Origin of the sequence: Blautia sp. MSJ-36 (assembly GCF_018917985.1) — a bacterium.
In the GTDB taxonomy this organism is placed as follows: Bacteria; Bacillota; Clostridia; order Lachnospirales; family Lachnospiraceae; genus Blautia_A.
In genome coordinates this window covers 14,416-40,174 of record NZ_JAHLPQ010000005.1, presented here as the reverse complement: position 1 = coordinate 40,174, position 25,759 = coordinate 14,416, and the positions used below count along the sequence as shown (strand labels likewise).

General features: G+C 48.7%; 31 protein-coding genes and 1 pseudogene. 26 read left to right on the top strand and 6 right to left on the bottom strand.

What is annotated here, in order from left to right:
* Positions 1-5 precede the first annotated feature (5 nt).
* Entirely contained in the window at positions 6-800 is a 795-nt protein-coding gene (locus tag KQI39_RS05545) for a SinI family restriction endonuclease (RefSeq protein WP_216417127.1), read from the top strand.
* Entirely contained in the window at positions 797-1,195 is a 399-nt protein-coding gene (locus KQI39_RS05540) for a hypothetical protein (RefSeq protein ID WP_216417125.1), read from the top strand. Before KQI39_RS05545 ends, KQI39_RS05540 begins: the two co-directional genes overlap by 4 nt.
* Here KQI39_RS05540 and KQI39_RS05535 read toward each other — a convergent pair.
* The 6 genes from KQI39_RS05535 to KQI39_RS05510 form a co-directional block, all read right to left on the bottom strand.
* Positions 1,192-2,604, bottom strand: a complete 1,413-nt coding sequence (locus tag KQI39_RS05535; protein ID WP_216417123.1) for a DNA cytosine methyltransferase — start codon at positions 2,602-2,604, stop codon at positions 1,192-1,194. The genes KQI39_RS05540 and KQI39_RS05535 overlap by 4 nt on opposite strands.
* Before the next feature lie 94 nt (positions 2,605-2,698).
* Positions 2,699-4,687 carry a DNA polymerase gene (locus KQI39_RS05530; RefSeq protein ID WP_253293078.1) on the bottom strand — a complete coding sequence of 663 codons (1,989 nt, stop codon included), beginning with the start codon at positions 4,685-4,687 and terminating at the stop codon, positions 2,699-2,701.
* Between the two features lie 65 nt (positions 4,688-4,752).
* Positions 4,753-5,109, bottom strand: coding sequence for a hypothetical protein (locus KQI39_RS05525; protein ID WP_216417121.1), 357 nt, complete (start codon positions 5,107-5,109; stop codon positions 4,753-4,755).
* 69 nt (positions 5,110-5,178) lie between these two features.
* Positions 5,179-5,742 (bottom strand): DUF2815 family protein, encoded by a 564-nt coding sequence (locus tag KQI39_RS05520; RefSeq protein ID WP_195344074.1) that lies wholly within the window; start codon positions 5,740-5,742, stop codon positions 5,179-5,181.
* 12 nt (positions 5,743-5,754) lie between these two features.
* On the bottom strand, positions 5,755-6,879 hold the full coding sequence (locus KQI39_RS05515; RefSeq protein WP_216417119.1) for a DUF2800 domain-containing protein: 1,125 nt from the start codon (positions 6,877-6,879) through the stop codon (positions 5,755-5,757).
* Positions 6,872-7,270: a hypothetical protein gene (locus KQI39_RS05510; protein WP_216417117.1), complete on the bottom strand. Its 399-nt coding sequence runs from the start codon at positions 7,268-7,270 to the stop codon at positions 6,872-6,874. Before KQI39_RS05510 ends, KQI39_RS05515 begins: the two co-directional genes overlap by 8 nt.
* Before the next feature lie 201 nt (positions 7,271-7,471).
* On the opposite strand from KQI39_RS05510, the gene KQI39_RS05505 reads away from it, so the two are divergent.
* From KQI39_RS05505 to KQI39_RS05390, 24 genes and pseudogenes are all read left to right on the top strand, one after another.
* A complete protein-coding gene (locus KQI39_RS05505) occupies positions 7,472-7,876 on the top strand; it encodes a DUF7768 domain-containing protein (protein ID WP_216417115.1) in 405 nt (134 codons plus the stop codon).
* 4 nt (positions 7,877-7,880) lie between these two features.
* A complete protein-coding gene (locus KQI39_RS05500; RefSeq protein ID WP_216417113.1) occupies positions 7,881-10,148 on the top strand; it encodes a phage/plasmid primase, P4 family in 2,268 nt (755 codons plus the stop codon).
* A 184-nt stretch (positions 10,149-10,332) separates the two neighbouring features.
* Positions 10,333-10,611 carry a sterile alpha motif-like domain-containing protein gene (locus KQI39_RS05495; protein WP_195344079.1) on the top strand — a complete coding sequence of 93 codons (279 nt, stop codon included), beginning with the start codon at positions 10,333-10,335 and terminating at the stop codon, positions 10,609-10,611.
* Positions 10,523-10,804 (top strand): VRR-NUC domain-containing protein, encoded by a 282-nt coding sequence (locus KQI39_RS05490; protein ID WP_216417111.1) that lies wholly within the window; start codon positions 10,523-10,525, stop codon positions 10,802-10,804. Before KQI39_RS05495 ends, KQI39_RS05490 begins: the two co-directional genes overlap by 89 nt.
* The gene (locus KQI39_RS05485) at positions 10,785-12,155 is read left to right on the top strand and encodes a DEAD/DEAH box helicase (protein ID WP_216417109.1); all 1,371 of its coding nucleotides are present in this window, start codon (positions 10,785-10,787) and stop codon (positions 12,153-12,155) included. Before KQI39_RS05490 ends, KQI39_RS05485 begins: the two co-directional genes overlap by 20 nt.
* Positions 12,156-12,167: 12 nt before the next feature.
* The gene (locus KQI39_RS05480) at positions 12,168-12,593 is read left to right on the top strand and encodes a DUF1492 domain-containing protein (RefSeq protein WP_216417107.1); all 426 of its coding nucleotides are present in this window, start codon (positions 12,168-12,170) and stop codon (positions 12,591-12,593) included.
* A gap of 125 nt (positions 12,594-12,718) precedes the next feature.
* Positions 12,719-13,084: an HNH endonuclease signature motif containing protein gene (locus KQI39_RS05475; protein ID WP_216417105.1), complete on the top strand. Its 366-nt coding sequence runs from the start codon at positions 12,719-12,721 to the stop codon at positions 13,082-13,084.
* 134 nt (positions 13,085-13,218) lie between these two features.
* The gene (locus tag KQI39_RS05470) at positions 13,219-13,758 is read left to right on the top strand and encodes a P27 family phage terminase small subunit (RefSeq protein WP_195344082.1); all 540 of its coding nucleotides are present in this window, start codon (positions 13,219-13,221) and stop codon (positions 13,756-13,758) included.
* A 5-nt stretch (positions 13,759-13,763) separates the two neighbouring features.
* Positions 13,764-14,192, top strand: a pseudogene (locus KQI39_RS05465) (ParB/Srx family N-terminal domain-containing protein); the annotation flags it as partial.
* A gap of 43 nt (positions 14,193-14,235) precedes the next feature.
* Positions 14,236-15,312, top strand: coding sequence for a DNA cytosine methyltransferase (locus tag KQI39_RS05460; protein WP_216417100.1), 1,077 nt, complete (start codon positions 14,236-14,238; stop codon positions 15,310-15,312).
* 12 nt (positions 15,313-15,324) lie between these two features.
* Positions 15,325-16,932, top strand: coding sequence for a terminase TerL endonuclease subunit (locus tag KQI39_RS05455; RefSeq protein ID WP_216417098.1), 1,608 nt, complete (start codon positions 15,325-15,327; stop codon positions 16,930-16,932).
* A gap of 63 nt (positions 16,933-16,995) precedes the next feature.
* The gene (locus KQI39_RS05450) at positions 16,996-17,187 is read left to right on the top strand and encodes a hypothetical protein (protein ID WP_216417096.1); all 192 of its coding nucleotides are present in this window, start codon (positions 16,996-16,998) and stop codon (positions 17,185-17,187) included.
* Positions 17,188-17,229: 42 nt separating this feature from the next.
* Positions 17,230-17,958 (top strand): MerR family transcriptional regulator, encoded by a 729-nt coding sequence (locus KQI39_RS05445; RefSeq protein ID WP_216417094.1) that lies wholly within the window; start codon positions 17,230-17,232, stop codon positions 17,956-17,958.
* Positions 17,959-18,030: 72 nt separating this feature from the next.
* Positions 18,031-19,371, top strand: a complete 1,341-nt coding sequence (locus KQI39_RS05440; protein WP_216417092.1) for a phage portal protein — start codon at positions 18,031-18,033, stop codon at positions 19,369-19,371.
* Positions 19,307-20,251, top strand: coding sequence for a head maturation protease, ClpP-related (locus KQI39_RS18010; protein ID WP_216417090.1), 945 nt, complete (start codon positions 19,307-19,309; stop codon positions 20,249-20,251). Before KQI39_RS05440 ends, KQI39_RS18010 begins: the two co-directional genes overlap by 65 nt.
* 14 nt (positions 20,252-20,265) lie before the next feature.
* On the top strand, positions 20,266-21,438 hold the full coding sequence (locus KQI39_RS05430) for a phage major capsid protein (protein ID WP_216417088.1): 1,173 nt from the start codon (positions 20,266-20,268) through the stop codon (positions 21,436-21,438).
* 123 nt (positions 21,439-21,561) lie between these two features.
* Complete coding sequence (locus KQI39_RS05425; protein ID WP_216417086.1) at positions 21,562-21,942, top strand: hypothetical protein; 381 nt, start codon at positions 21,562-21,564, stop codon at positions 21,940-21,942.
* A complete protein-coding gene (locus tag KQI39_RS05420) occupies positions 21,942-22,358 on the top strand; it encodes a hypothetical protein (protein WP_216417084.1) in 417 nt (138 codons plus the stop codon). Before KQI39_RS05425 ends, KQI39_RS05420 begins: the two co-directional genes overlap by 1 nt.
* The gene (locus KQI39_RS05415) at positions 22,358-23,740 is read left to right on the top strand and encodes a leucine-rich repeat domain-containing protein (RefSeq protein ID WP_216417082.1); all 1,383 of its coding nucleotides are present in this window, start codon (positions 22,358-22,360) and stop codon (positions 23,738-23,740) included. The genes KQI39_RS05420 and KQI39_RS05415 overlap by 1 nt, the downstream gene beginning before the upstream one ends.
* Positions 23,737-24,012: a head-tail connector protein gene (locus KQI39_RS05410; protein WP_216417080.1), complete on the top strand. Its 276-nt coding sequence runs from the start codon at positions 23,737-23,739 to the stop codon at positions 24,010-24,012. Before KQI39_RS05415 ends, KQI39_RS05410 begins: the two co-directional genes overlap by 4 nt.
* 1 nt (position 24,013) lies before the next feature.
* Positions 24,014-24,364: a phage head closure protein gene (locus tag KQI39_RS05405; RefSeq protein WP_334300789.1), complete on the top strand. Its 351-nt coding sequence runs from the start codon at positions 24,014-24,016 to the stop codon at positions 24,362-24,364.
* A gap of 4 nt (positions 24,365-24,368) precedes the next feature.
* Positions 24,369-24,749 carry an HK97 gp10 family phage protein gene (locus KQI39_RS05400; RefSeq protein WP_005612501.1) on the top strand — a complete coding sequence of 127 codons (381 nt, stop codon included), beginning with the start codon at positions 24,369-24,371 and terminating at the stop codon, positions 24,747-24,749.
* 19 nt (positions 24,750-24,768) lie between these two features.
* Positions 24,769-25,086, top strand: coding sequence for a hypothetical protein (locus tag KQI39_RS05395; RefSeq protein ID WP_216417078.1), 318 nt, complete (start codon positions 24,769-24,771; stop codon positions 25,084-25,086).
* Between the two features lie 27 nt (positions 25,087-25,113).
* Positions 25,114-25,755, top strand: coding sequence for a major tail protein (locus tag KQI39_RS05390; protein ID WP_216417075.1), 642 nt, complete (start codon positions 25,114-25,116; stop codon positions 25,753-25,755).
* Positions 25,756-25,759: the final 4 nt, after the last annotated feature.

The following is a 25,759-nucleotide window of genomic DNA, read 5'->3' as shown; positions in this document are numbered from 1 at the left end:
AGAATATGGCAAAGATTTCTATTTCAGAAATTTCAGAAAAAGAATTAACTAATTCAGAATTAGAAAAATATTATAATAAGGCTAAAGAAGAAATATCATCTCAAAAAGGGGAATATCCTGATTTTGATTTTAATGATCTAAATTATATTTTTAATGTTGCTTGCCAAAGTAGAACGTTATTTCCTAATATTAATATGGAAAAAGGATCAACCCCTGAAGAATATATACATCGTTGGGTTTTGACATATTGCAATGCGATTAATAATTTGGCAAGTGAGAAAAAAGCTAATCCGAAAACATCATGTTCAGATCCACTTATTAAAGAGATGGTTAAGAAAGCAAAGAATATAGAAGATGATAGTAATTTAGATGGTCAAGAAAAAAGCCATATACTTTTTATGTCAGCAGAAAATGTACTTGGAAATCTTTTAGAGGAATATATAGCCAAAACCATTAAACCATACGGATGGATTTGGTGTGCAGGCGAAACTTTAAGAGCGATTGATTTTTGTAATATAAAAGGAACTGAGTTATTGCAGGTGAAAAATAAGAGTAATTCGGAAAACAGTTCTTCAAAAAACATACGCGAAGGAACAACCATTAAAAAATGGTATAGGTTAGGAACATCAAAAAAAGGTGGAATACCAAAACCATCATATAAATGGCCGAAATTGAATAAGATTGTAAATACTTATGGAACAAAATTAGTATCAAAAGAATGTGATATGGATGAAGATAAATTTAAAGAATTTATACAAGCGGTAATTAAAAAAAATCCGGAGATTATTACTGAAAAATGATAAGGGTAATTACAATACAAGAGCCATGGGCTAGTCTTATTGGAGAAAAAATAAAGATTATTGAGACGAGAAGTTGGCCATGCAAACAGTATGGAGAACTTTATATTCATGCGGGCTTGAGTAAAATATCAAAATCTAACACTAAGGCCACAGAAGCAGCTGCTTTATTAAAGGGAGAGTTGCATTATGGTTCGATTTTTGTAAAATGCACTCTCTCTGATTGTGTGCTTATAACAGAAGAATTTACACAGAAAATCAAAGAGAGTGATCCAAATTGTTTTTTATGTGGCAATTTTACACCGGGACGTTATGCATGGATGCTTACAGACATTGAACCCGTGGAACCAATTATCACAAAGGGAAAATTGGGTATTTGGTATTATAATAAGGATTAATCAAAAGAAAGTGAGAGTTGTTCGTTTTCCTGTTCAGCTCTTGCTTTTTTTAATTTTTCATCCATTGAGATACGCCATGAAATATCACTGGTACTTTTATATCTCGAATAGGAATAGCCAGGAATTTGAGGTAATACTTCACCGTTCATGTCAGCTAAAATAGTTTTTGCAATAGCCTCACCAAGTTTGATAGGAACGGCATTTCCAATTTGGCGATACTGTTCTTTTATTGGCCCGCATATTTTCCAATCATCAGGAAAACCTTGAATACGGGCATATTCTTCAACACTTAAAGGACGGTCTGCTGTTGGATGGCAAAGATCGGTTGCGGGCATAGTCGGATCCGTTACCAAAGTAGGAGATGGACGATTGAAACTTAATCTTCGGAAAAAACCAGTTTTTCCACCACCCAGTTTTAATTTGGCACCCATTGCTTCTTTTTGTGCCTCTGGTGGAAGGTCTTTCCAATATTGTCCTTCTGTTAGCATTCGGTAAAACTTTAAGCGCTTTTCTGGAAATTCAATATAGTGCTGCTCTTTATCTTCAATGTCATTTACGGCATCTCTTAGTGTCTGCCAAGGCGCTAATTCATAATCTCCGTTTTCATCATGAGTAGGACTTAGGTAAGACACTTTTTCATTTCCAAGTTTACCAATCATTACAACACGTTCACGAATCTGCGGAGCACCGAAGTTTGCTGCGTTGTAAAGTTCAAAAGAAATTGTATAACCTGCTGCTTTAAGTCGGTCAAGTATAACGCAAAGAGCACCACCTTTTATGGGCGTGGTTACATCATTATAAGGGTATGGTGCAGATAAAAGTCCTCGGACGTTCTCAATAACAACATAGGTAGGGCGTATTTTTTCTACAATTTTAACATATCTAAGAAATACGTTGCCGCGTTCATCATCCAAGGCACGTCTTGCACCAGCTGTACTGAATGCTTGGCATGGAGGTCCACCGAAAATTACGTCTACCTTGCGGTTATGCGGAAGCTTAGCCATTTCTAAAATTTGTTCAGGTTCATATTTGTTTATGTCACCAATAAGCGCCATATCCGGTTCATTTTCAGCAATAGTCATTCTGCAATATTTATTAAATTCACATGCAAGAATGGCAGGAATGCCTCCCTTACGCATACCAATATCGAGTCCCATTGCACCAGAAAAAAAACTAAGTGCAACGATATCTGGGATGGTATCACTTATGCGTGCATGATCATCTGGCTCAATAGAAACATCGTATTTAGAAATATACGTGTCTAAATCATCTGGTTTAATAACCCATTGTGTTCCAATTCTTGTTGCAATTAATTTTTCTTCTTTGATTAGTTTTCGGGCATATTGAGGGGTGACTTTTAACCTATTTGCAACTTCTTGTATTGTTAGTAAATCATTGATGTTGTTCATGGGTATATCATTCCTTTCTTTCACGAAACTTTTAAACGACCATTATCATATCATAATTAAGATGCCGCTGCAACAAGATATTATATAGCAACAATCAATCTTTTTTGTAGAATGGCGTTTCATATCCGTCACCGCGGATCAGGACATCGGGCATCCAGTCGGGGGTGCGGCTCATGATGGAGCAGATGCTTTCCACGGAGGCATCCTGGCGGCATTCTATGATGAGTTCGTCATGGACATGGCCTACGATGAAGCAGAAGGACAGGTCCTGCATGGCGAAGCACAGGAGATCCCTGGAGACTGCCTGGACGATGTTTTCCACGAATTTTGGACCGTAGGATTCTATGCGCTGCCATTTTTTGTCTGTTCCGGTGCCTTCGTAGGTGACGGATTCCCCGCCGAAACAGTTTTCTCCGATGCGGGGCTTGACGTAGGAGAGCAGGCGTCCGGATGGGAGACGGATGAAGAGAAGTCCGCTTTTATAGAAGAACTGGATGCCGCGGACTTCTGCAGGTGTGCGGGTGCGGATTACGTTTTTGACTGCGGTATCGATATCCCACCAGAACTGTACGATGTTCGGGTTGGATGTGCGCCAGGCATTGACCAGGGGCTGCAGTTCTTCTTCCGTCAGGCCCATGTCAAGGGCACCCATGGATTTCAGGGCACCGACGGATCCGCCATAGCCTAAGGCAAGTTCTGCGATCTTTCCTTTCTGGCGGAGATGTCCGTTGACTCCGTGTTTTTCAACAGGGACGTGGAACATCTGGCTGGCGGATGCACAGTAGATGTCTTTTCCTTCTGCGAATACTTTTGTGCGCCAGGTTTCTCCTGCAAGATGAGAGAGCACCCGGGCTTCAATGGCCGAGTAGTCGCTGACGATGAATTTATAGCCGGGGCGGGCGATAAAGGCGGTACGGATCAGCTGGGACAGGGTATCCGGGATGTCATCATAAAGCAGATCCATCATGTCATAGCTGCCGGTCCGCACCAGTTCGCGGGCTTCCGCAAGGTCTTCCATGTGGTTCTGGGGAAGGTTCTGCAGCTGGATCAGCCTGCCCGCCCAGCGTCCAGAGCGGCTGGCTCCGTAGAACTGGAACATGCCGTGTGCGCGTCCGTCCCTGCAGACTGCGTTTTCCATTGCCTGGTATTTTTTGACGGAGGATTTTGCAATCTGCAGGCGGAGCTTTAATGCCTGCCGGATGTCTCCGTCCGTGTTCTGGATGAGTTTTGCCACGTCTTTCTTTCCCAGGGATTCTGCTTCCAGTCCGTTTTCGGAGAGCCAGGTTTTCAGCTGCTGGACGCTGTTGGGATTATCCAGGAGGGTGATGGACTGCATGGCGGACAGGAGGTCTGCTTTTGATTTTTCGTCAAAGGCAAGGGCATTTCTGACCATTTCCATGTCCAGCAGGATGCCGCGGTCATTGATTTCCTGATCCAGATGATATTCGTTCCATATCTGATCTGGGACTGGAAAGCGGGACAGGCGTTTCTGGATGGACATTTCAACTTCCACGTCCCGTTTATTGTACGCTTTGAAGCGAATCCATTTCTCGCTGTCGTGCTGTGGAAGGTTGCGGGTTCTGCCGCCGTTTGTTTTGGTCGCCCTGCAGGGTGTGCAGAAGAAGCGGATCAGTTCTTTTCCTTCTTTTAATTTCTGTTCCTGCAGGCCGAGGACAGCACCGGCTCCGGCAAGGGAGAGAGGAAGTCCAAGATAGGCAGACCAGACCATGCTGCATTTCCAGGATGACGGGTCCAGGTAGTTTCCGGCAGGATCTTCCGGTATGCCGTACCCTTTAAAGTACTCCGGATAATGGCGGCGGAGCCAGATGGAAAGACAGATCCGCTCAAAGGAAGCGTTGAATGCCCATTTGGTGACAGATTCGTCTGTCAGGGCTTTAAGGATTTCTTCCGGGATGGTATCGCCGCAGGCAAGGTCATAGATGGTAACAGGTCCGCTGTTTATGGATACACCGAACAGCAGGATCTCAAACTGATCCGATTCCGCATATTTGTAGACACCGCATTTCTGGATATCCCGGTCACTGTAAGTTTCAAGGTCAATCGACATTTCTTTTATTTCCATGTATTTTCCTTTCTGGTATAAAAAGCGGCAGCAGTGAGCATGAAGGGCACTGCCGCCGCTGTCTGTTATGCCTGTTCTTCCGGATTGATGACTGCATAGACAGAATCCAGTGGGTTGATGGCTGACTGGAGCCAGACTGCCGTGTCGGTTCCGTCCTGGTTTCCGGTTTCCAGAAAGTAATATCCTGTTTCCGGTGCGGGGATTCCGCTTCTGTTCAGGTGGAAGAGGGCATCCATCAGGCGTTCTTCCCTGCTGGATTTTTCTATGTGCATTAATTCCGGGAATAAGGATCCTTTTTTGAAGAAACGCATGATCCCGTAGGTGCGCTTTTGCGGATCAGCTGGATTCTCACAGACGAAAAGGTCTGTGCCTTCCGGCGGCTGTTTTTCTGTAAATGCTCTGAGACTGCATAATAAACACATGATAGTTCCTCCGTTTCTTTTAAAAGAGGGATGGAGCATTGTCCATCCCTGTGGTGATGTCTGTCAGGATCAGTTCAGGAAGTCGTCATCTTCCTCTGTGGCAAAGTCGTCCTCTGCGCGGGATTTTCCGCCAAGGGGTTCGCCGTCGCGGATCTTCTGCAGGTTGTTTAAGCCGCAGGCAATGCCTTTGTTTCCATTGGAGTTGAAGGCGTACATGTTGATGGATGCCCTGCCGTACACTCCGGAATAAACTTCCGAGCGGTCAAGGATTGGCTGTCTGTCTGCATCCACGATGCCAGGGGCGGTGCCGGAGTTTGCGTTGATGAAGTAAGCGTTCTTGTATGCCTCGTCATCCGGGCGTTCCAGGTCTCCGTCCCTGAGAGGGGTCTTGAGGATGGAGAGGGCAGGTACGGTTTTTCCGTTTCCTTTCAGCTTGGCTTCCCCTTCCTCGTAGGCTGCCTGGATGGCGGCTTTGATTTTGTTCACGGTTGCGGTATCGGATTTGGGGATGATCAGGCTGACGCTGTATTTCGGGGCGCCGCCGTTGATGCTTTTCGGATCCCATACGTTTGCGTAGGACCATCTGGTGTTAACTCCTGTGATTACTTTTGTCGGGTTTACAAATTTTGACATGGTATGTCCTCCTTATTCTTCTTTGAAATCGTCACTGGCAGTGTTCATTGCCGGACGTTTATCTGTTTCCGGTACAAGCACCGGTTTTCCGGGCGGCTTTGCGATCAGTCCGCCAAGGATCTTTTCAAATTTCTTTTTTCCCAGAAGGGAAGTCATGGCTGTGATTCCCAGCAGTTTTTTCTCATAGGGATCAAATCCGTTTGTTTCTACTGCACTGGCTACGGCGGCTTCATCCGTGTATTTCCGGGTGGATCTGCCTTCCACGACTTTGTAGCCGGGGTAGTCCGTGCCGCTGAGTGCGGACTGCAGGGCATAGTCTTTGATGTCGCCGGCCCATGAAACCAGTTCGTCAATGCGGGGCAGGATGGCAGAGATTTCTGCAGGTTCCAGATGCTCCGGCATTTCGAAGTCGTATCTGGCGAGTTCCAGATTGTACTCTGCACGTTTCCGGCAGGTGGCCTTGACTGCACAGAACTGGCAGTGTGTGCCGGCTTTGAAGTCTCCTTCACCTTTGATGGCAAGGTCTGCTGCAGGTTTCAGGGTATTTTCCGCCCATGACAGCAGGTCTTCTTTTTTCATGGTGAAGGTGCTGATGTTGCTGCGGCGTGGCTGGAAGATGGTCATGCGGACAGCTTTGATGTCGTAGATGCCGTCATAGGTATCCAGTGCCCCGAGTGCATAACACATCATCTGCGGATTGTTTTCTGCTTCCACAAGGATGCCGAGTCCGTATTTGAAGTCGATGATGTGCAGGATCTGGTCTGCAACGATCAGGCAGTCGCCAGTTCCGAAAGCATCCGGAACCCATCTGGAGAAGTCCAGGCGCTGTTCCACAAGAACCTGCGGGTCGCCGCAGAGCTTCTTTGCTTCCTGCAGCTGTTCCATGACATAGGTGCAGTACTGGTCCGTGCAGTCTGCCATTTCCTCATCATAGTAAGAGAGGGATTCTGTGGGATCCCTGGAAGCCTGTCCCAGTGCAGCCAGGACTTTGTGTTCGCATAAGCTGTGTGCATCGGTTCCCTGCTGTGCATAGGGACTGCTTTTATTCGGCTCCTTTGCACAGAGTGCTGCGCTTGGAGGGCAGTTTATCCAGCGGTGGCTGGACGATGCAGAGAGAAAGGCGTGTTTATCAGGCATGTCCGATTCCCTCCGCTTCTTCTGCAAGTGCGGCATAGTCCTCCGGCTTTACGTCTGTAAGGCTGCCGCCGTTTCCGTATTTCTGGACCAGTGCCTTGACCTGGGCTTTGTAGATGCCCTCTGCCTCGTTTGCTTTTGCGGCAAGGATTCTGCGGACATTTTCCTTGGAATATTCTTTTGCAGGTTCTGGCTGCGGTGCCGGATCCGGTGTCTGTGCAGGGGCTTCCTGCTTCTTTGATGTTTTTTTGCCGGACGTCTTTTTGTCGGGAGCCGGCTGTTCCTGTTCATCCGAAGAATAAAATTCTTTCAGTGCCCTGGCGGTTTCTGCCAGTTTTGTCCCGCAGGCGATCAGGTCATCCAGCATCATGGACAGTTCACTCATTTTACTCATATGTCAGTTCTCCTTTCTGTGAATTTGGGGAGCAGTCATGTGCTTCCTAATGGTTCATGGAGTTTTGGGAACGGATTTTTTGAGCAGTTTTTAATTTTTTTTCAGAAAAGTGGAAATCAGGTCAAAAAATCGGGGAAGAAGACTCCTTGGATCAGTAGAAGGCGGAAGTCTGCCTTACTGACAGGAAAGGAGAAATATCTGATGGGCATAGGTTACAGAAATTCAGAAGGGTACTGGGATCCGGTGCCGTTTGCGGCGGCTGCGAATGTGGACAGGGAAGCGAAGAAGTACCGTCCGCTGGTTTATATCTGTTCGCCGTACCGGGGAGATCCGGAACGGAATGCAGAGAGGGCACGCAGATACAGCAGGTTTGCCGTGGATCAGGGGATGATCCCGCTGGCACCGCATCTTCTGCATCCACAGTACATGAAAGAGGAAAAGGAACGGGATCTGATCCTGTTCATGGATCTGGTGCTTCTGGGAAAATGTTCGGAGGTCTGGGTGTTTGGCTCAGAGATCACGGACGGGATGAAACAGGAGATCGGAAAGGCGAAGAAGAGAAGGATGACGGTGCGTTATTTTACGGAAGACCTGAAGGAGGCGTAAGAAGATGAAGTTTGTTTTGCAGACAGCGGATGCTGCAGGGGATGCAAGGAACTGCTTTTATCCGAACAGGATGGAAGTGAGATGTGCAGAAGACCTGCAGGAAGCAGTGAAGAAGGATCATGTGTGCGGGAGCTACAGGAAGGATTACCGCAGTGTGGGAAATTTTCTTGGTTCGGATGTGCTGGTCATGGACTGTGACAATGACCATACGGAGAATCAGGGGGAGTGGATAACGGCGGAAAAGCTGGATGAGCTGATGCCGGATCTGTGCTATGCCATTGCGTTCAGCAGGAACCATATGAAGGTGAAGGACGGCAGGAAGGAAAGACCGAAGTTCCATGTGTATTTTCCCATTGAAAGGACTTCGGATGCCGGATATTATGCGGCACTGAAAATGGCAGTGAAAGAGGCTTATCCGTTTTTTGACGGGAATGCACTGGATGCAGCCAGGTTTATCTTTGGCGCGGATGCTGGGGAATGTATCTGGCATGAGGGATGGACGAACATTGATGAGGAAGTGGATGCAGGGGAGCTGCCGTCAGGTGCGGATCTGGGAGCCGGTCCGATTCTGGAAGGAAGCAGGAATAATTCCATGAGCCATTTTGCAGGGCGTGTGCTCAAGAAATATGGAATCTGCCAGAAAGCAAAGGATGCTTTTCTGGAACATTCCAGACGGTGTGATCCGCCGCTTCCGGAAGAGGAACTGAATACCATATGGGGGAGTGCAGTGCGTTTTTACCGGAATACCGTCATGTTACAGCCTGGATATGTGCCGCCGGATGAATATAATGCGGAATTTGGTTCGCTGAAGCCGGAGGACTATTCCGATATTGGTGAGGCAAAGGTGCTGGTGCAGGAGTATAAGGGAGAACTGCTTTATACGGATGCAACGGATTTCCTGAGTTATGACGGCGTGTGCTGGCGTGAGAATAAGCAGAAGGCTGTGGGTGCAGTTGAGGAATTTCTGGACATGCAGCTGGCTGATGCAAGGGAACAGCTGGCGGCAGCGACAAAGGCACTGACGGAGAATGGGATTGAGGAATCTGCCGTGCGGACTGGCGGGAAGACGCTGGAGAAGCAGATCGGGGCGGAGCTGATGGATGCTTATAAGGAGTTTCTGTCTGCGAAATCTTATTATGCCTTTGTCATGAAGTACCGGAATTATAAGAACATCGTGAATACCCAGAATGCGGCAAAGCCTATGGTGTCGGCGGATATCAGCATGTTTGATGCGCAGGAGAACTATCTGAATACGCCGGATGCGGCTTATGACCTGGAAAAAGGTGTGGCAGGCGTGATGCACCACAGGTCTTCGGATCTGATGACAAAGATCACCAATGCTTCCCCGGGTGAGAAGGGAAAGGAAATCTGGGAAGATGCCCTGAATACGTTTTTCTGCGGTGACCAGGAACTGATGGAGTACGTGCAGGAGACTGTGGGACTGGCGGCGATCGGCAAGGTTTATGAGGAAGCTCTCATCATTGCCTATGGCGAAGGACGGAACGGAAAGTCCACGTTCTGGAATGCCATTTCCAGGGTGATGGGGACTTATGCAGGAACGATCTCTGCGGATGCCCTGACTGTGGGATGCCGGAGAAATGTGAAGCCGGAGATTGCGGAGCTGAAAGGCAAGCGTCTGATTATTGCAGCAGAGTTAGAAGAGGGCGTGCGCCTGTCAACGTCTATCCTGAAACAGCTGTGTTCCACGGACCAGGTGCGGGGTGAAAAGAAGTTCAAGGATCCTTTTGACTTTACGCCTTCCCATACGGTTGTGCTCTACACAAACCATCTGCCGAAGGTCGGGGCATCGGATGACGGTACCTGGAGGCGTCTGATCGTCATTCCGTTTCATGCAAGGATTGAGGGCAGTTCGGATGTGAAGAACTATGCAGATTATCTTTATGAACATGCCGCGCCTTCCATCATGGCCTGGATCATCGAAGGAGCCAGAAAGGTGATCGCAGCAAACCACAAGCTGAAAAAGCCTGCGGTGGTTGAGACGGCCATTGAACAGTACAGGGGAATGAATGACTGGATGGGGATTTTTCTGGAGGAATGCTGTGACGTGGGTGACGGGCTGGAACAGAAGGCAGGGGAGTTTTATCAGGAGTACCGGAACTTCTGCCAGAGGACCGGGGAATATACCCGCCACAATTCGGATTTTTCTGCGGAGCTGGAAAAGAGGGGATTCCTGAAAAAGAAAACGCGGAAAGGTGCTTTTGTGATGGGTGTGACGCTTAAAGACGAGGCTGTCCTTGATTTTGAGGACTGATGTGACGGCTGTGACAGACAGATACAAAGGTGTGGAAGAATCTTTTTGACCTGAGTGTGACGGCTGTGATGCCTGTATACATATTACGCGTATAGGGATTTTTTTAATGAAAATTCTCTATATAGAAGGTATAGACCCAGTCATCACAGCCGTCACAGCAGAAATTTATGATGGAGGGATGGCTATGAAGTTTTATACATGGATGATGAGGAAACATTTAAGGACAAAGGCACCGGTGGGGGATCTTGCCAGGGACATGGAACGGGACAGGCAGTTTCCGAAGGATGGGGACAGGGCATCCATCCGGAAGTATCTGGAAGACAATGATGCATGCAGCGGATGCCTGGCTGCATTTGAAAAAGCATGGAGGAAGTATGAGAGAGAAACAGGTGGAGCAGAAGCTGGTGGCAGAAGTAAGGAAAAGGGGCGGCATCTGCCCAAAGTTCGTGTCACCCGGATTTGACGGGATGCCGGACAGGATAGTGCTTCTTCCGGAAAGGCATTTCGGGTTTGTGGAGGTCAAGGCACCGGGTGAGGTGCCGAGGCCTCTGCAGGCTTCCAGGCACAGGCTGATGGGAAGGCTTGGATTTAAGGTTTTTGTCCTGGATGATCCGGGACAGATTGGAGGGATTCTGGATGAAATACAGTCCGCATGAATATCAGGAGTATGCGGTCCGGTTTATTGAGGAGAACCCGGTGGCGGCAGTCCTTCTGGATATGGGAATGGGAAAGACCAGCATTGTGCTGACTGCCATTGTGGAGCTGATGTATGAGCGCTTTGAAGTGAACCGGGTTCTGATCATCGGTCCTTTAAGGGTTGCACGCACTACATGGCCGGAGGAGATTAAAAAGTGGGACCACTTAAAAGGCATCCGGTATTCCGTGATGGTGGGAAGTGCCGCGGAACGAAAGGCGGCACTGGATGCGGATGCTGATATTTACATCATCAACAGGGAGAATGTTCCGTGGCTGGTGGACCAGTGCGGATCTGCATTTGGTTTTGACATGGTTGTGATTGATGAGCTTTCCAGTTTTAAGTCCTGGCAGACAAAACGTTTTAAGGCACTGATGAAGGTGAGGCCATTTGTGAAACGGATCGTGGGGCTGACCGGCACGCCTTCCAGCAACGGGCTGATGGATCTGTTTGCGGAGTTTAAGGTGCTGGATATGGGGAAACGCCTGGGAAGGTTTATCGGGCAGTACCGGGAATGTTATTTCCGGCCAGACAGGATGAACGGACCGGTGGTTTACAGTTACCGGCTGGTTCCGGGAGCAGAGGAAGCCATTTATGAGAAGATCTCGGATATCACGATTTCCATGAAAGCGGCAGATTACCTGAACATGCCGGAACTGGTCAGCACGGAGCATAAGGTTTATCTGGATGAAAAAGAAAAACAGCAGTACAGGGAAATGAAAGAGCAGCTGGTGATGCAGCTTCCTGAGGGGGAGATCACTGCGGCGAATGCGGCAAGCCTTTCCGGAAAACTGTCACAGCTGGCAAACGGTGCAGTCTATGGTGATGACGGAGATGTGAATGCGTTTCACGGAAAAAAGCTGGATGCACTGGAAGACCTGGTGGAATCTGCAAATGGCAGGCCGGTGCTTGTGGCGTATTGGTTTAAGCATGACCTGACACGGATCATGGAGCAGCTTAAGAAGCTGAAAGTGGACTGCCGGAAACTGGATTCGGATGAGAGCATCCGGGAATGGAATGCAGGGAAGATCCTGGTGGGGCTGATCCATCCGGCAAGTGCAGGACATGGACTGAACCTGCAGTCCGGAGGGAATATCCTTGTATGGTTCGGGCTGACGTGGAGCCTGGAACTGTACCAGCAGACAGTGGCAAGGCTGTGGAGGCAGGGACAGGAATCCGGGACGGTTTCCGTGATACATATTGTGGCAGACGGGACTGTGGATGAGCGGATCATGAAGGCACTGGAAATGAAGGACGGGACACAGGCGGCACTGATCGAGGCGGTGAAGGCTGAGATCGGGATGGATGCCTGAACGGAGGTAGATATGAACAGACAGCAGACAGCATCAAAAGAATATCTGATGAAGGCATACCGGATGGATATGCGGATCAGCAGCAAGCTGCGTCAGGTGGATTCCCTGAATGACCTGGCAGTCAGGGCAACGGCTACGATCAGTGACATGCCGGGGAATCCCAGCAAGGATCCGCACAAGATGGAGAACATCATTGTCATGATCGTGGACCTGCAGCAGGAGATTGGAAAAGACATTGAGGATCTTCTGAGCATGAAACGGGACATCATGGAACGGATCGGGAAACTGGAAGATCCGGAGCAGCAGATGGTCCTGGAACTGCGGTATATTGACTGCAGGGCATGGGAACAGATTGCGGATGACATGGATTTCAGCATGAACAATGTATTTGTCCTGCACCGGAAAGCACTGGAAAATTTTGAGATTCCGGAATCCTGATAGTAAATATTATAGAATTGCAGTAAGCTCCTGTGATATTGTTAGAATGCGTAAAGCAGAATGAGACGGAAGCCTTGGAAGATGAATTTCTTTCAGGGCTTTTGTCATGTCCGGAGGTGGGAAAGATGCCGAGGAAACCAGATGTGCCGTGCAGGTATCCGGGATGCAGCAGGCTTGTACCTGCGGGGGAACGGTACTGTGACGAGCATAGGAGCAAAGTGAACAGTGACTATGAGAAGTATGGCAGGGATAAGGCTGCCAAAAGAAAGTACGGGCGTGCATGGAAACGGATCCGTGACAGGTATGCGGCAGAGCATCCTTTCTGTGAGATGTGTTATGCGAAGGGTGTGATGGCTAAAACCGAACAGATCCACCACAAACTTCCGCTGAGTGAAGGCGGGACGCATGACAGGAACAATCTGATCGCACTGTGCAGGCCGTGCCATTCGAGGATTCACGCACAGAGAGGAGACCGCTGGAACCGCAGGTGAGATTTTCCTGTGAGGGGGAGGGGCGGTGCAAATCCCTGTGACGGCTGTGACGCTAGAACGGCGGGTGGGTGTCACGCACAAAATTCAGTATTCAAACGGGGAATTGTCCCTGTGACAGAAAAGAGGTGGGAAATATGGCGAAGGACGGGACTGCCAGGGGCGGTGCAAGACCGGGAAGCGGACCGAAAAGGAAGGCTCTGACGGAGAAAATCTCTGCGGGCAAAACTGCAATGGTCTGTGACCTTCCGGAACCTTCTGACCTGGAAGGATCAGAGATGCCTCCGGTCAAAGAGTTCCTGAAAGCAAAACAGAAAAATGGGAAAGACCTGTGTGCGGAAGAAGTTTATACGGAAACATGGAAGTGGCTGAAAGAAAGAGGCTGTGAACGCTGGGTCAGTGTGCAGCTGATGGAACAGTATGCCATGAGCGTTGCCAGATGGGTGCAGTGCGAAGAAGCCATTTCGGAATATGGAATGCTTGCAAAGCATCCGACAACGAAAAATGCGATTGCATCCCCGTATGTTTCCATGTCGCAGCAGTACATGAAACAGGTTAACCAGATCTGGTATCAGATTTTCCAGATCGTGAAAGAAAACTGTTCTGTGGAATGGCAGGGAAACACGCCGCAGGATGACGTGATGGAACGTCTGCTCAGGACAAGAAACGGAGGTTAGGCAGAATGGAGATTAAGGTTGTAAAAGATTTTCAGCTGGTGGAAGTGGAGAAGCTGGTGCCATACATCAACAATGCAAGGACACATTCCCCGGCACAGATCAATAAGCTGAGGGCAAGCATCCGGGAGTTTGGATTTATCAGTCCCCTGGTCATTGACAGGGATTTTAATGTGCTGGTGGGTCATGGAAGACTGGAAGCTGCAAAGGAAGAAGAATATACGAAAGTGCCCTGTGTGTTTGCGGATAATCTGACAGAGGCACAGAAGAAAGCATATATTCTGGCAGACAACCGTATGGCAATGGATGCCGGATGGGATGAGGAACTTCTGAAAATTGAGATGGAAGAACTGCAGGCTGCTGATTTTGACATGGGACTGACGGGCTTCAGGGAAGATGAGATTGCGGATCTGTTTGCAGTGAAAGAAGATCCGGATGATACCGGAAGCAACAAAGAGTTTGATGAGGGGGAATTTGGGGATGAAGAGTTCAGGCATGAATGTCCGAGATGCGGCTTCAGGTACAACTGACCATAAATTCTCGTGGAAGTGGCAGCTGTCTGATCTGGCAGACGTGCCGAAGAATGGAAAGACGGTATTCAGCTGTTTTTCCTGCGGGGGTGGATCCTCTATGGGATATAAACTGGCCGGATATAAGGTGCTGGGCAACTGTGAGATTGATGAAGCCATGATGAAACTTTACCGGGAAAACCATCATCCCCAGTATTCGTATCTGATGGATATCAGGGATTTTAATGAGCGGAAGGATTATCCGGAAGAGCTGAAAAATATTGATATCCTGGATGGATCGCCGCCATGCTCAGTATTCAGTGTTGCCGGTGACAGGGAGAAAGCATGGGGAAAAGAAAAGGTATTCCGTGAAGGACAGAAGAAACAGAGACTGGATGATCTGTTCCTGCATTTCATCCGGACTGCTGAAATCCTGAGACCAAAAGTTGTGATTGCGGAAAATGTGGCAGGGCTTTTGAAAGGCAATGCCAGGGGATATGTAAATGAACTGCTGAAAGCATTTAAGGAAGCTGGTTATGTGACACAGATTTTTCTGCTGGATGCCCGGACAATGGGAGTGCCGCAGAAAAGGAACCGTGTCTTTTTTATTGCGCACAGGAATGATCTGGATCTGCCGAAACTGAAACTGGAATTTCATGAGAAGCCGATCCGGTTCGGGGAAGTCCGCAGTGAACACGGGATTCCGTTTCAGAAGGCACTGATGGCAGAACTGATCGGCAAGAGAAAAAAGGGAGATACCTGTTTTGCGGATATTTCCCTGAGGGAGCGTGGGAAACTGTCCATGTTCAACAATGCGATTGTGGATGACAGCAGGGTGGCACCGACCAATGTTGCGAATGCAACACTGGCAAGATTCTGTGACGGGAAGAAGTATTCCGATGCGGATTATGTTGCCACACAGACATTTCCACAGGATTACGATTTTATTGACCAGTCTGCTGCGTATGTCTGCGGGATGAGTGTGCCGCCGGTGATGATGGCACAGATTTCCGGTGCAGTTTATGAGCAGTGGCTGAAATGGCTGTAAGGGGCTGGTTTTATGGCAATGAGAAAACTGAAAAAGTATAAACCGACGAAGTTCCGGGCAAGGGGAAGCAAATATAATAAGGATGCTGCTGATTTTGCAGTGGCGTTTATTGAGAGCCTTTGCCATACGAAAGGAACCTGGGCAGGGAAGAAGTTTGAGCTGATCGACTGGCAGGAACAGATCATCCGGGATCTGTTCGGGACTTTGAAACCGAATGGGTACCGGCAGTTTAATACGGCGTACATTGAGATTCCGAAGAAACAGGGAAAGTCAGAGCTTGCGGCAGCAGTTGCACTTCTGCTGACCTGCGGTGATGGGGAGGAACGTGCAGAAGTTTATGGATGTGCGGCAGACCGGCAGCAGGCGTCCATTGTGTTTGAGGTGGCTGCCGATATGGTCAGGATGTGTCCGGCTCTGAACAAGCGTGTGAAGATTCTGGCATCCCAGAAGAGGATCATTTATCTGCCGACCAATTCCTTTTATCAGGTACTGTCTGCGGAGGCGTACAGCAAGCATGGATTCAACATTCATGGAGTTGTGTTTGATGAACTGCATACCCAGCCGAACCGGAAACTGTTTGATGTTATGACAAAGGGATCCGGTGACGCCAGAATGCAGCCGTTGTATTTCCTGATTACGACTGCCGGGACAGATACCAATTCCATCTGTTATGAAACGCACCAGAAGGCAAAGGACATTCTGGAGGGAAGGAAGATCGATCCGACTTTTTATCCGGTGATTTATGGTGCGGATGAGGCAGATGACTGGACGGATCCGAAGGTCTGGAAGAAGGCGAACCCAAGCCTTGGAATTACAGTCGGGCTGGATAAGGTTAAGGCAGCCTGTGAGTCTGCAAAGCAGAATCCGGGTGAGGAGAACAGTTTCCGGCAGCTGAGACTGAACCAGTGGGTGAAGCAGGCAGTACGATGGATGCCGATGGAAAAGTGGGATAAATGTTCGTTTGTGGTGAATGAGGAAGAACTGGAAGGACGTGTCTGTTATGGCGGTCTGGATCTTTCTTCCACTACGGATATTACAGCCTTTGTACTGGTGTTTCCTCCGCAGGATGAGGATGATAAGTTTCAGGTTCTGCCGTATTTCTGGATTCCGGAAGAAACACTGGATTTAAGGGTAAGGCGTGACCATGTGCCCTATGATGTCTGGGAGAGGCAGGGCTTTTTGCAGACGACAGAGGGAAATGTGGTGCATTACGGGTATATTGAGAAGTTCATTGAAAGACTGGGTGAAAGGTTCAATATCCGGGAGATTGCTTTTGACCGGTGGGGTGCCGTGCAGATGGTCCAGAACCTGGAAGGCATGGGATTTACGGTGGTTCCGTTCGGACAGGGATTTAAGGATATGAGCCCGCCGACAAAGGAACTGATGAAACTGACACTGGAACAGAAACTGGCACATGGCGGGCATCCGGTTCTGCGGTGGATGATGGATAATATTTTTATCCGGACAGATCCGGCGGGGAATATCAAAGCCGATAAGGAAAAGTCCACGGAGAAGATTGACGGTGCCATTGCAACGATCATGGGACTGGACAGGGCAATCCGGTGCGGAAATGATACCAGTGAATCTGTTTATGATACAAGGGGACTTCTGGTGTTTTGAGAATGGAGATTGTGTGCAGGGGTTTTCAGAAGAAAAGGCTGTGAGGCAAAGAGTTCAGTTTGTTTGAAACAGGTGAAAGTGATGATTGGTGTATGGATATTTGCAGGTATTGGATTTTTGATTCTGTTCGGAGTGTGTCTGTGTTTATTGAGGGCAGGATCTGAAGCAGATGACAGAGTTTGTATGATGCAGAAGAAAGATGATGAGAAAAATTCCGAAAATATTAAAAAAGATATTGACTCTGACGCTATGTAATAGCTTATGCTATGATTACCACAGGGAAAGAGGTGATCAAAGATGATGACAGTACATGAGGTCAGTAAGATATCGGGAGTGAGCATACGTGCCCTGCATCATTATGATAAGATTGGACTTCTGCCGGCCACGGAAGTTACCAGTGCAGGATACCGGCTGTATGACGATACGGCATTGGAAAGGCTTCAGCATATTTTGCTGTTCAAGGCATTGGAATTTTCACTGAAAGAGATTAAGGACATTCTGGACAGTCCGGATTTTGACAGGGATAAGGCTCTGGAACAGCAGATTCATCTGCTGGAACTTCGGAAAGAGCACATAGAAAATCTGATTGATCTTGCCCGTGGAATAAAGATGATTGGAGTGAAAGAGATGAGTTTTGAGGCTTTTGATACAAGAAAGATTGATGAGTATGCAGAACAGGCAAAGGCATCCTGGGGGAAAACAGATGCCTATAAGGAATATGAACAAAAGGCGGCGGGACGGAGTATAGAAGAACAGCATTCAATCAATGCCAGGTTGATGGGGATTTTTGCTGAATTTGGAAAAATCAGAAATCAGGATTCGGAAAGTGCGGAAGCAGTTGAACTTGCTAAGAAACTGCAGGATTTTATTACGGAGCATTTTTATAAATGTACAGATGAAATTCTGATGGGGCTTGGCTCTATGTACGCAGGAGGCGGGGAGTTTACAATTAATATTGATAAAGTCGGGGGAGAAGGAACCGCAGTGTTTGCAGACAAGGCGATCCGGGCATTGTGCAGGAAATAAATTATATTAGGAATGGCATCTATCGTAATGATAGGTGCTTTTCTTATGCTCTTTTTTGAAAGGATGATGAAAATGAGGTTGTTTGGGAAGCTGTTTCGGGGAAGGGATGCTCCTTCTAACAGCACAGCTGGAAGCGGGTATGGATTTTTTATGGGGAGCACGGCTTCCGGGAAGAGAGTGAATGCGCGGAGCGCCATGCAGATGACTGCAGTGTATTCCTGTGTGAGGATTCTTTCTGAGGCGGTGGCGGGTCTGCCATTGCAGTTTTACAGGTATAACGATAATGGCGGTAAGGAAAAGGCAGTGGATCATCCACTCTATTTTCTGCTACATGATGAACCGAATCCGGAGATGACTTCTTTTGTATTTCGGGAGACTTTGATGACGCATTTGCTTTTGTGGGGAAATGCGTACAGTCAGATCATCCGGAATGGAAAGGGCGAGATTGTTGCACTTTATCCGCTGATGCCTGACCGGATGACGGTGGACAGGGATGAGCATGGCAGGCTTTATTATGAGTACCTGGTGTATGACGGGGATGATGTGGATGGCAGAACCGGCACGGATCCGAAAGCAAATGGGAAGATTGTGCGCCTGCATCCGGCGGATGTGCTGCATATTCCGGGACTTGGTTTTGACGGGCTGGTTGGATATTCACCTATCGCCATGGCGAAGAATGCGATCGGGCTTGCCATTGCTGCGGAGGAGTATGGAAGCAAGTTTTATGCCAACGGTGCCGCTCCGTCAGGAGTGCTGGAGCATCCGGGGACTTTGAAGGATCCGGGCAGGGTGCGTGAGAGCTGGCAGTCCACTTTCGGGGGAAGCAGCAATGCCAATAAGGTTGCTGTCCTGGAAGAGGGGATGAAGTACACGCCGATTTCCATTGCACCGAATGAGGCACAGTTTCTGGAAACAAGGAAGTTTCAGATTGATGAGATTGCCAGGATTTTCAGGGTGCCGCCCCATATGGTGGGGGATCTGGACAAGTCCAGCTTCAGTAACATTGAGCAGCAGTCCCTGGAGTTTGTGAAGTATACGCTGGATCCCTGGGTGAGCCGGTGGGAACAGGCAATGGTCAGGGCTCTGCTGTCCGCGAAGGAAAAGAAGAAGTATTTCTTTAAGTTTAATGTGGATGGTCTGCTCAGGGGAGATTACCAGTCAAGGATGACCGGTTATGCCACGGCAAGGCAGAACGGATGGATGAGTGCCAATGACATCCGGGAACTGGAAAATATGGACCGGATCCCGGAGGAGCTTGGCGGTGATCTGTATCTGATCAATGGAAATATGACGAAATTGCAGGATGCCGGACTGTTTGGCGGAGCCGGTGGAAAGGAGAAGGGAGCCAGTGAAGAAGTTTTGGAACTGGAAGAAAACAAAAACAGTGAATCAGGAGAGCGGACAGGAAGCTGAAGAACGAACCCTGTTCATGAACGGAGTTATTGCTGAGGACAGCTGGTTTGACGATGATGTCACGCCGGCTCTTTTTAAGGATGAGCTGAATGCCGGGACAGGGGACATTACCCTGTGGATCAACAGTCCTGGCGGGGACTGTGTTGCCGCAGCGCAGATTTTTAACATGCTGTCGGAGTATCCGGGGAAGGTTACGGTGAAGATTGACGGGCTTGCGGCATCTGCGGCATCTGTCATTGCAATGGCCGGAACTGAGGTATGGATGAGTCCGGTGAGCATGATGATGATCCATAATCCGGCAACGGTTGCGTGGGGTGACCATGCAGAGATGAAGAAGGCTATGGAACTTCTGGATGCCGTGAAGGAATCTATTATCAATGCTTATGTACGGAAAACGGGACAGAGCAGGGCGAAGCTGTCACATCTGATGGATGCGGAAACGTGGATGGATGCAAATAAAGCTGTGGAGCTTGGCTTTGCGGATGACATCCTGTTCCAGAAAGAGGAACAGGGCAGTGAAGGTGAAAATGGAGATTCAGGTGCTGGCCGTACTGAAAACGGGACGTCTGATTCCGTAATGTTTTCCAGACGGGCAGTAAATAATGCCCTGATGAATAAGCTGGAGAGGCATTATGGAAAGACCGGAAAATCCGTGAAAGACCAGGCGGGAATTGGCTTGAATGGAAATGGTGCTGGTATGCAGGGAACTGGAATAAGCGGAAGTGCCGGTGCTGATGGGGACGATTCCTGTAATGGATGTTTCGGGGCGGCAGAGAATGCCTGCCAGAAGTGTGAAAAGAAGAAAGTGAATACGAATGTTACAGGGCGTTCTGCGGATGATCTGCGTGAACGCTTAAATTTTATCAAAAAGTATATCTGAGGAGGATACGGATTATGACGATTCAGGAATTAATGGAGAAGAGAGCTAAGGTTTGGGAAGCTGCAAAAAATTTTGTGGATACCCATGAGAATGAAAACGGGGTGCTGTCTGCGGAGGACAGTGCAACCTATGAGAGGATGGAAGCGGAGATTGAGGATCTGACAAAGGCGATTGACCGCCACCGTAAGGCTGAGGAAATGGAAAAGAACCTGAACCAGCCTGTAAACCAGCCGCTGACCGGGAAGCCTTATGCAGGCGGTCAGGGTGAGCCAAAGACAGGACGTGCTTCCGATGAATACCGCAGGGCAATGCTGAATGCACTGAGAAGCAACTTCCGCCAGGTTTCCAATACCCTTCAGGAGGGTGTGGATGCTGATGGCGGTTATCTGGTTCCGGAGGAGTATGACAGAAGACTGGTTGATGTTCTGAATGAAGAGAATATCATGCGCCGTCTTGCCACAAGGATCGTGACTTCCGGGGAGCATAAGATCAATATTGCAGCTACCAAGCCGGCGGCAAGCTGGATCGAGGAAGGCGGGGCGCTGACTTTCGGGGATGCGACCTTTGACCAGAAGATCCTGGATGCACATAAGCTTCATGTGGCAATCAAGGTAACGGAGGAACTGCTTTATGACAATGCCTTTAATCTGGAGAATTACATCATTGTCCAGTTTGGAAAGGCACTTGCCAATGCGGAAGAGGATGCCTTCCTGAACGGAAACGGAACAGGGAAACCGACCGGTATTTTTGACAGAACAGGCGGAGGGCATCTGCTGAATACACTGGCTGCAGCTTTGAAATCAGATGACATGCTGGATCTGGTGTATGGCCTGAAACGTCCGTACCGTAAAAATGCATCCTTTATCATGAATGATGCAACACTGCCTTCCCTTAGAAAGCTGAAGGACAATAACGGTGCTTATATCTGGCAGCCGGCTTACCAGGCAGGGGAACCGGACAGGATCCTGGGTTACAAGGTGGAGACTTCTGCCTATGCACCGAAGGACGGCATCGCTTTTGGGGATTACAGCTATTACAACATTGGCGATCGTGGAAACAGATCCTTCAAGCAGCTTAATGAACTGTTTGCAGGCAACGGAATGATCGGTTTTGTTGCAAAGGAACGTGTGGACGGAAAACTGGTTCTTCCGGAAGCTGTGCAGATCATGAAACTGAAAGCTGACTAATGTGCAGGAATGACAGGGGATGGCGTAAGCTATCCCCTGCTTTGACCGAATCAGGGAAGGTTTTAAGTTTGAAGAATGTTCGTTGGTTTGAAAATCAGATCAGCCAGGCGGCGGGCATGAAGAATGATGAACGGAATGGAAACAGGAAAATCTGCGGGAGGTGACGGGATGTCCTGGGTGGTTCATGAGGATATGAAGATTGAGATGACAAAAGGGGATACGCCTTCTTTTGCGTTCCAGGCATTTCTGCCTGATGGGACGGAGTATCAGTTTGAGGAAGGGGATTCCGTGGTCTTTGCGGCGAAGCGGAATAAGGCGGATCCGGAACCGGCGGTACGGATCGAGGCTGATGTGAAGGAGAAGGTGATCCGGTTTGCCGAGGAAGATACAAAACATCTGGAACTGGGAAAATATATCTGGGAGCTGTCCTTAAACAAGAGCAGCGGTTACCGGTGTACTTTTATTGCAAATAAGGTTTTGAAACTGACGGTGGAGGTGGCGTGATGGAGCAGCTGACAGGGACCATGAGCAGTGTTCCTGATTCAAATAATTATGAAAATATGAGCCATAAGCCGCAGATCAATGGTGTGGAGCTGACCGGAAATAAAACTTCGGAAGAGCTGGGGCTTGGCGGCGGTGAGGTGACCAGGCAGGAACTGGAAGATGCCTTAAGGAATAAGGTGGATCAGGAAACTGGGAAAGGACTTTCCAGTAATGATTTTGGGAACAGTGAAAAATCCAAGCTGGAGGGTATTGAGGAAGGCGCACAGAAGAATGTGCCGGTACCGTCAAAGGTAAGTGAACTGGAAAATGACAGTAAATTCCAGACCGAGGAACAGGTACAGGAGATAAGGAAGACAGTGGAGGAACTGGGAAGGCGGATGGATGAACTGACGGATGGAAATGAGGTGGCGTACTGATGGCAAATGTGCTTGTAAATGAGAAAACACTGAAAGCTATTGCAGATGCAGTGCGTGCCAGGGGCGGTACTTCTGCCCTGATGAAACCGGGGGAGATCCCGGATGCAGTGAGCAGGATCCCGTCAGGCGGAAGCACTGCGGATATGTCCCTGCCGGTCCGCTTCTTTGATTATGAGGGAACCCTGCTGTACAGTTTTTCGCTGGAAGAGTTTGCCGGTATGGAACACCTGCCGGAGCTTCCGTTTCATGAAGGACTGGTCTGTACTGGCTGGAACTGGTCGCTGGAGGATCTGAAAAAGACAAACCGGGAGATGAATGTGGCAGCTCAGTATGTCACGGATGACGGGGCAACGAAAATCTATGTAAGTCTGGATAAGGATATGCTGGAGCCGCAGGTTTCTTTTGGTCAGAGCGAGGATCATGGCGTAAAGGTGGACTGGGGCGATGGAAGTGAACTGGAAACAGCAGAAGGATGGAATTACACGAAGATCACGCTGACACACAGGTACAGGGAACCGGGAGAGTATGTGATACGTTTCCTGCCCCAGGGGGAAAACCAGGTCTGTTTCTTTGGAAACTATAATGCTGGTTCATACCTTTTTTCATCAGGGAAAAGCAGTGTGCGGGAAAATATGAAATACCTGTCAGCTGTGCGGAAAATAGAAGTGGGAAGCCAGGTCAGGGAACTGGGGGATTACTGTTTCTGCAGCTTTTCCAGGATGGAAAGCATTACGATGGGAAATGCCGTTGAATGGGGAAATGGTGTTGTAAAAGAATGCTGCAGTCTGAAATTTCTCGGGCTTCCGGAAGGAAAAGGGATGCTGCCCGGCTATTTTTGTGACGGCTGCGTACAGCTGGAACATATATCTGTTCCGAATACAGTCACCCGGCTTTGGGATTATGTTTTTGATAAATGCACTACCTTACAGGAAGTAACTCTGCCGGATGGTGTAACAGATATCGGAAGGCATGTGTTCGAGTCCTGCTGCTGTATAACAGAAATGATTTCTCCGAAAGGACTCAGAAAGATCGGTAACGGGGCTTTTCAGGGATGCCGGATGCTGGAGAAAGCAGTCCTTCCGGATGGAATTGATGAGGTTGTGGATTCCTTGTTTTCAGGCTGTTATACATTAACAGAGATTGTGATCCCCAAAAGTGTGACGACGGTTTCCAGATATAGTTTTGAGAACTGCCAGTGCATGAAAAGATATTATTTTCTTCCGGATTCGCCGCCGGAGCTTACAACGACAGGTACTTTTCTTGGGCTTCCAAAGGACTGTAAATTCTATGTCCCGAAGGGAAGGCTGGATGTTTACCAGACTGCGGAAAGCTGGAGCAACTATGCTTCTTATATGGTGGAAATGGAAGGTGATGTCCTGTGATCGTGACAGTAAAGGAAATGAAGAATTACCTGCGGGTGGATTTTGACGATGATGATGTGCTGCTTTCTGATCTGATCGAGCAGGGGCAGCAGATCTGCATGGACGTGGCAAGGATCACGGATGAGGATGAGTTTGAAGACCTGCAGGGGACGAAGATTGCCGTGCAGTATGCGGCTGCCTATCTGTATGAACACAGGGAAGAAGCGGATCACCATCAGCTGGTGATGGATCTGCGGAGTCTGCTGTTTGGAGTAAGGAAGCCGGGGTTCTGAGGTGGTTGGTTTGAATATTGGATTGATGAATGAAAAGGTGATTTTTCAGAAATGTTCTGTTGTAAAGGACGGGATCGGGAATCACAGGAATGAGTGGACGGAGGATTACTGCTGTTTTGCTACGATAGGCGGTGAGGGGCTTGCCAGTTCCAGGGAAGCGGAAGCTGCAGGGACTGTGGTGGAAGATGTGGGAATGACTGTGACGGTGCGTTACTGTAAAAAGACTGCAGGTATCCGGTCTGTGACTCACAGGATCCTGTTTCGGGAACAGGTGTATGACATTGTGAGTGTGGATCATCTGAATTATAAGAAAAAGTGTCTGAAATTCACATGCAGGAAGGTCCGGAGGTGAGATTATGGCAGGAGACAGATGTACAGTCAGCCAGATGGCAGATGTGATCATGGAAGGGCTGGAAGAGTACGCACAGCTTGCGGCGGATGATATGAAAAAAGCAGTGAAGAAGGCAGGGGCACAGGCAAGGAAGGATATCCAGGAGAATGCCCCTGTGAAGACCGGTGCCTATGCAAAGAGCTGGGCGGCGAAGACCACGAAGGAAACTGCCAATGCAATGGAGATCGTGGTGTATTCCAGGAACAGGTACCAGCTGGCTCATCTGCTGGAGTTCGGCCATGCGCTGAGAAAAGGCGGCAGGACAAGGGCTTTTCCCCATATTGCACCTGCGGAGGAAAGGGCTGCGCAGACTCTGGAACGGGAAGTGGAGAAGGCACTGAGGTGATGGCGGGAGGTGAAAGCATATGACACTGGAAGAACTGGCAGGGATGCTGGAAGAGACTGGATTTCCTTTTGCCTATGACCATTTTGCGGAAGGGGAAAGCCCGGATCCGCCGTTTATCTGTTACCTGCTTCCCGGCAGTGATAATTTTGCGGCAGACGGGCGGGTGTATTTCCGGATCAGTGAAGTAAGGATAGAACTTTACACGGACCGGAAGGATCCAGGGGCAGAAGCCCTGGTGGAAACGGTTCTGGATGATGCCAGGATTTTTTATAATAAGTCGGAGGTCTGGATTCAGAGCGAAAAGCTGTATGAGGTGCTGTACAGCATGGAATTGTAATGATTTGTTTAATGATGGAGGGATATTATGTCTGATAAGAATAACAAGGTGAAGTATAACCTGAAAAATGCGCATTACGCTTTACTGACGGTCGGGGAGGACGGGGCGGTGTCCTATGCAGCACCGGTGCCGCTTCCGGGATCTGTATCACTGTCCCTGGATGCTAACGGGGAGCCGGAGAATTTTTATGCGGATGGCATTGCGTACTATGTGATCAACAATAATATGGGCTATGACGGGGATCTGGAGCTGGCACTGATTCCGGAGAGCTTCCGGACGGATGTACTGAGGGAGAAGCTGGATTCCAAGGGTGTCCTGATTGAAAACTCGGATGCAGAACTGGCACTGTTTGCCCTGCTTTTTGAGTTTGACGGGGATGTGCGCCATATCCGACATGTGATGTATAATTGTTCGGCTTCCCGTCCGAAGATTGAGGGCAAGACCAACGAGGAGAAGAAGGAAGTGCAGACGGAAACGCTGACCATTAAAGCCACGCCATTGTCGGATGGAAAGGTGAAGGCAAAGACAGGGAATACTACGGATGCAACTGTTTATGCAGACTGGTATAAGTCAGTGTATCTGCCGGCTGCGGATCCGGCTTCTTTGCAGGCTGATAATGGTGGAAAGTCTGTTGTGGATGCTGCAGGAAATGGAAAAGCACTGAGCTGAGGGG

Coding starts and splice junctions, on each gene's coding strand:
- KQI39_RS05545 (WP_216417127.1), top strand. CDS start 6: ATGGCAAAGATTTCTATTTCAGAAATTTCAGAAAAAGAATTAACTAAT.
- KQI39_RS05540 (WP_216417125.1), top strand. CDS start 797: ATGATAAGGGTAATTACAATACAAGAGCCATGGGCTAGTCTTATTGGA.
- KQI39_RS05535 (WP_216417123.1), bottom strand. CDS start 2,604: ATGAACAACATCAATGATTTACTAACAATACAAGAAGTTGCAAATAGG.
- KQI39_RS05530 (WP_253293078.1), bottom strand. CDS start 4,687: ATGGAAATAAAAGAAATGTCGATTGACCTTGAAACTTACAGTGACCGG.
- KQI39_RS05525 (WP_216417121.1), bottom strand. CDS start 5,109: ATGTGTTTATTATGCAGTCTCAGAGCATTTACAGAAAAACAGCCGCCG.
- KQI39_RS05520 (WP_195344074.1), bottom strand. CDS start 5,742: ATGTCAAAATTTGTAAACCCGACAAAAGTAATCACAGGAGTTAACACC.
- KQI39_RS05515 (WP_216417119.1), bottom strand. CDS start 6,879: ATGCCTGATAAACACGCCTTTCTCTCTGCATCGTCCAGCCACCGCTGG.
- KQI39_RS05510 (WP_216417117.1), bottom strand. CDS start 7,270: ATGAGTAAAATGAGTGAACTGTCCATGATGCTGGATGACCTGATCGCC.
- KQI39_RS05505 (WP_216417115.1), top strand. CDS start 7,472: ATGGGCATAGGTTACAGAAATTCAGAAGGGTACTGGGATCCGGTGCCG.
- KQI39_RS05500 (WP_216417113.1), top strand. CDS start 7,881: ATGAAGTTTGTTTTGCAGACAGCGGATGCTGCAGGGGATGCAAGGAAC.
- KQI39_RS05495 (WP_195344079.1), top strand. CDS start 10,333: ATGAAGTTTTATACATGGATGATGAGGAAACATTTAAGGACAAAGGCA.
- KQI39_RS05490 (WP_216417111.1), top strand. CDS start 10,523: ATGAGAGAGAAACAGGTGGAGCAGAAGCTGGTGGCAGAAGTAAGGAAA.
- KQI39_RS05485 (WP_216417109.1), top strand. CDS start 10,785: ATGAAATACAGTCCGCATGAATATCAGGAGTATGCGGTCCGGTTTATT.
- KQI39_RS05480 (WP_216417107.1), top strand. CDS start 12,168: ATGAACAGACAGCAGACAGCATCAAAAGAATATCTGATGAAGGCATAC.
- KQI39_RS05475 (WP_216417105.1), top strand. CDS start 12,719: ATGCCGAGGAAACCAGATGTGCCGTGCAGGTATCCGGGATGCAGCAGG.
- KQI39_RS05470 (WP_195344082.1), top strand. CDS start 13,219: ATGGCGAAGGACGGGACTGCCAGGGGCGGTGCAAGACCGGGAAGCGGA.
- KQI39_RS05460 (WP_216417100.1), top strand. CDS start 14,236: ATGAAGAGTTCAGGCATGAATGTCCGAGATGCGGCTTCAGGTACAACT.
- KQI39_RS05455 (WP_216417098.1), top strand. CDS start 15,325: ATGGCAATGAGAAAACTGAAAAAGTATAAACCGACGAAGTTCCGGGCA.
- KQI39_RS05445 (WP_216417094.1), top strand. CDS start 17,230: ATGATGACAGTACATGAGGTCAGTAAGATATCGGGAGTGAGCATACGT.
- KQI39_RS05440 (WP_216417092.1), top strand. CDS start 18,031: ATGAGGTTGTTTGGGAAGCTGTTTCGGGGAAGGGATGCTCCTTCTAAC.
- KQI39_RS05430 (WP_216417088.1), top strand. CDS start 20,266: ATGACGATTCAGGAATTAATGGAGAAGAGAGCTAAGGTTTGGGAAGCT.
- KQI39_RS05425 (WP_216417086.1), top strand. CDS start 21,562: ATGATGAACGGAATGGAAACAGGAAAATCTGCGGGAGGTGACGGGATG.
- KQI39_RS05420 (WP_216417084.1), top strand. CDS start 21,942: ATGGAGCAGCTGACAGGGACCATGAGCAGTGTTCCTGATTCAAATAAT.
- KQI39_RS05415 (WP_216417082.1), top strand. CDS start 22,358: ATGGCAAATGTGCTTGTAAATGAGAAAACACTGAAAGCTATTGCAGAT.
- KQI39_RS05400 (WP_005612501.1), top strand. CDS start 24,369: ATGGCAGGAGACAGATGTACAGTCAGCCAGATGGCAGATGTGATCATG.
- KQI39_RS05395 (WP_216417078.1), top strand. CDS start 24,769: ATGACACTGGAAGAACTGGCAGGGATGCTGGAAGAGACTGGATTTCCT.
- KQI39_RS05390 (WP_216417075.1), top strand. CDS start 25,114: ATGTCTGATAAGAATAACAAGGTGAAGTATAACCTGAAAAATGCGCAT.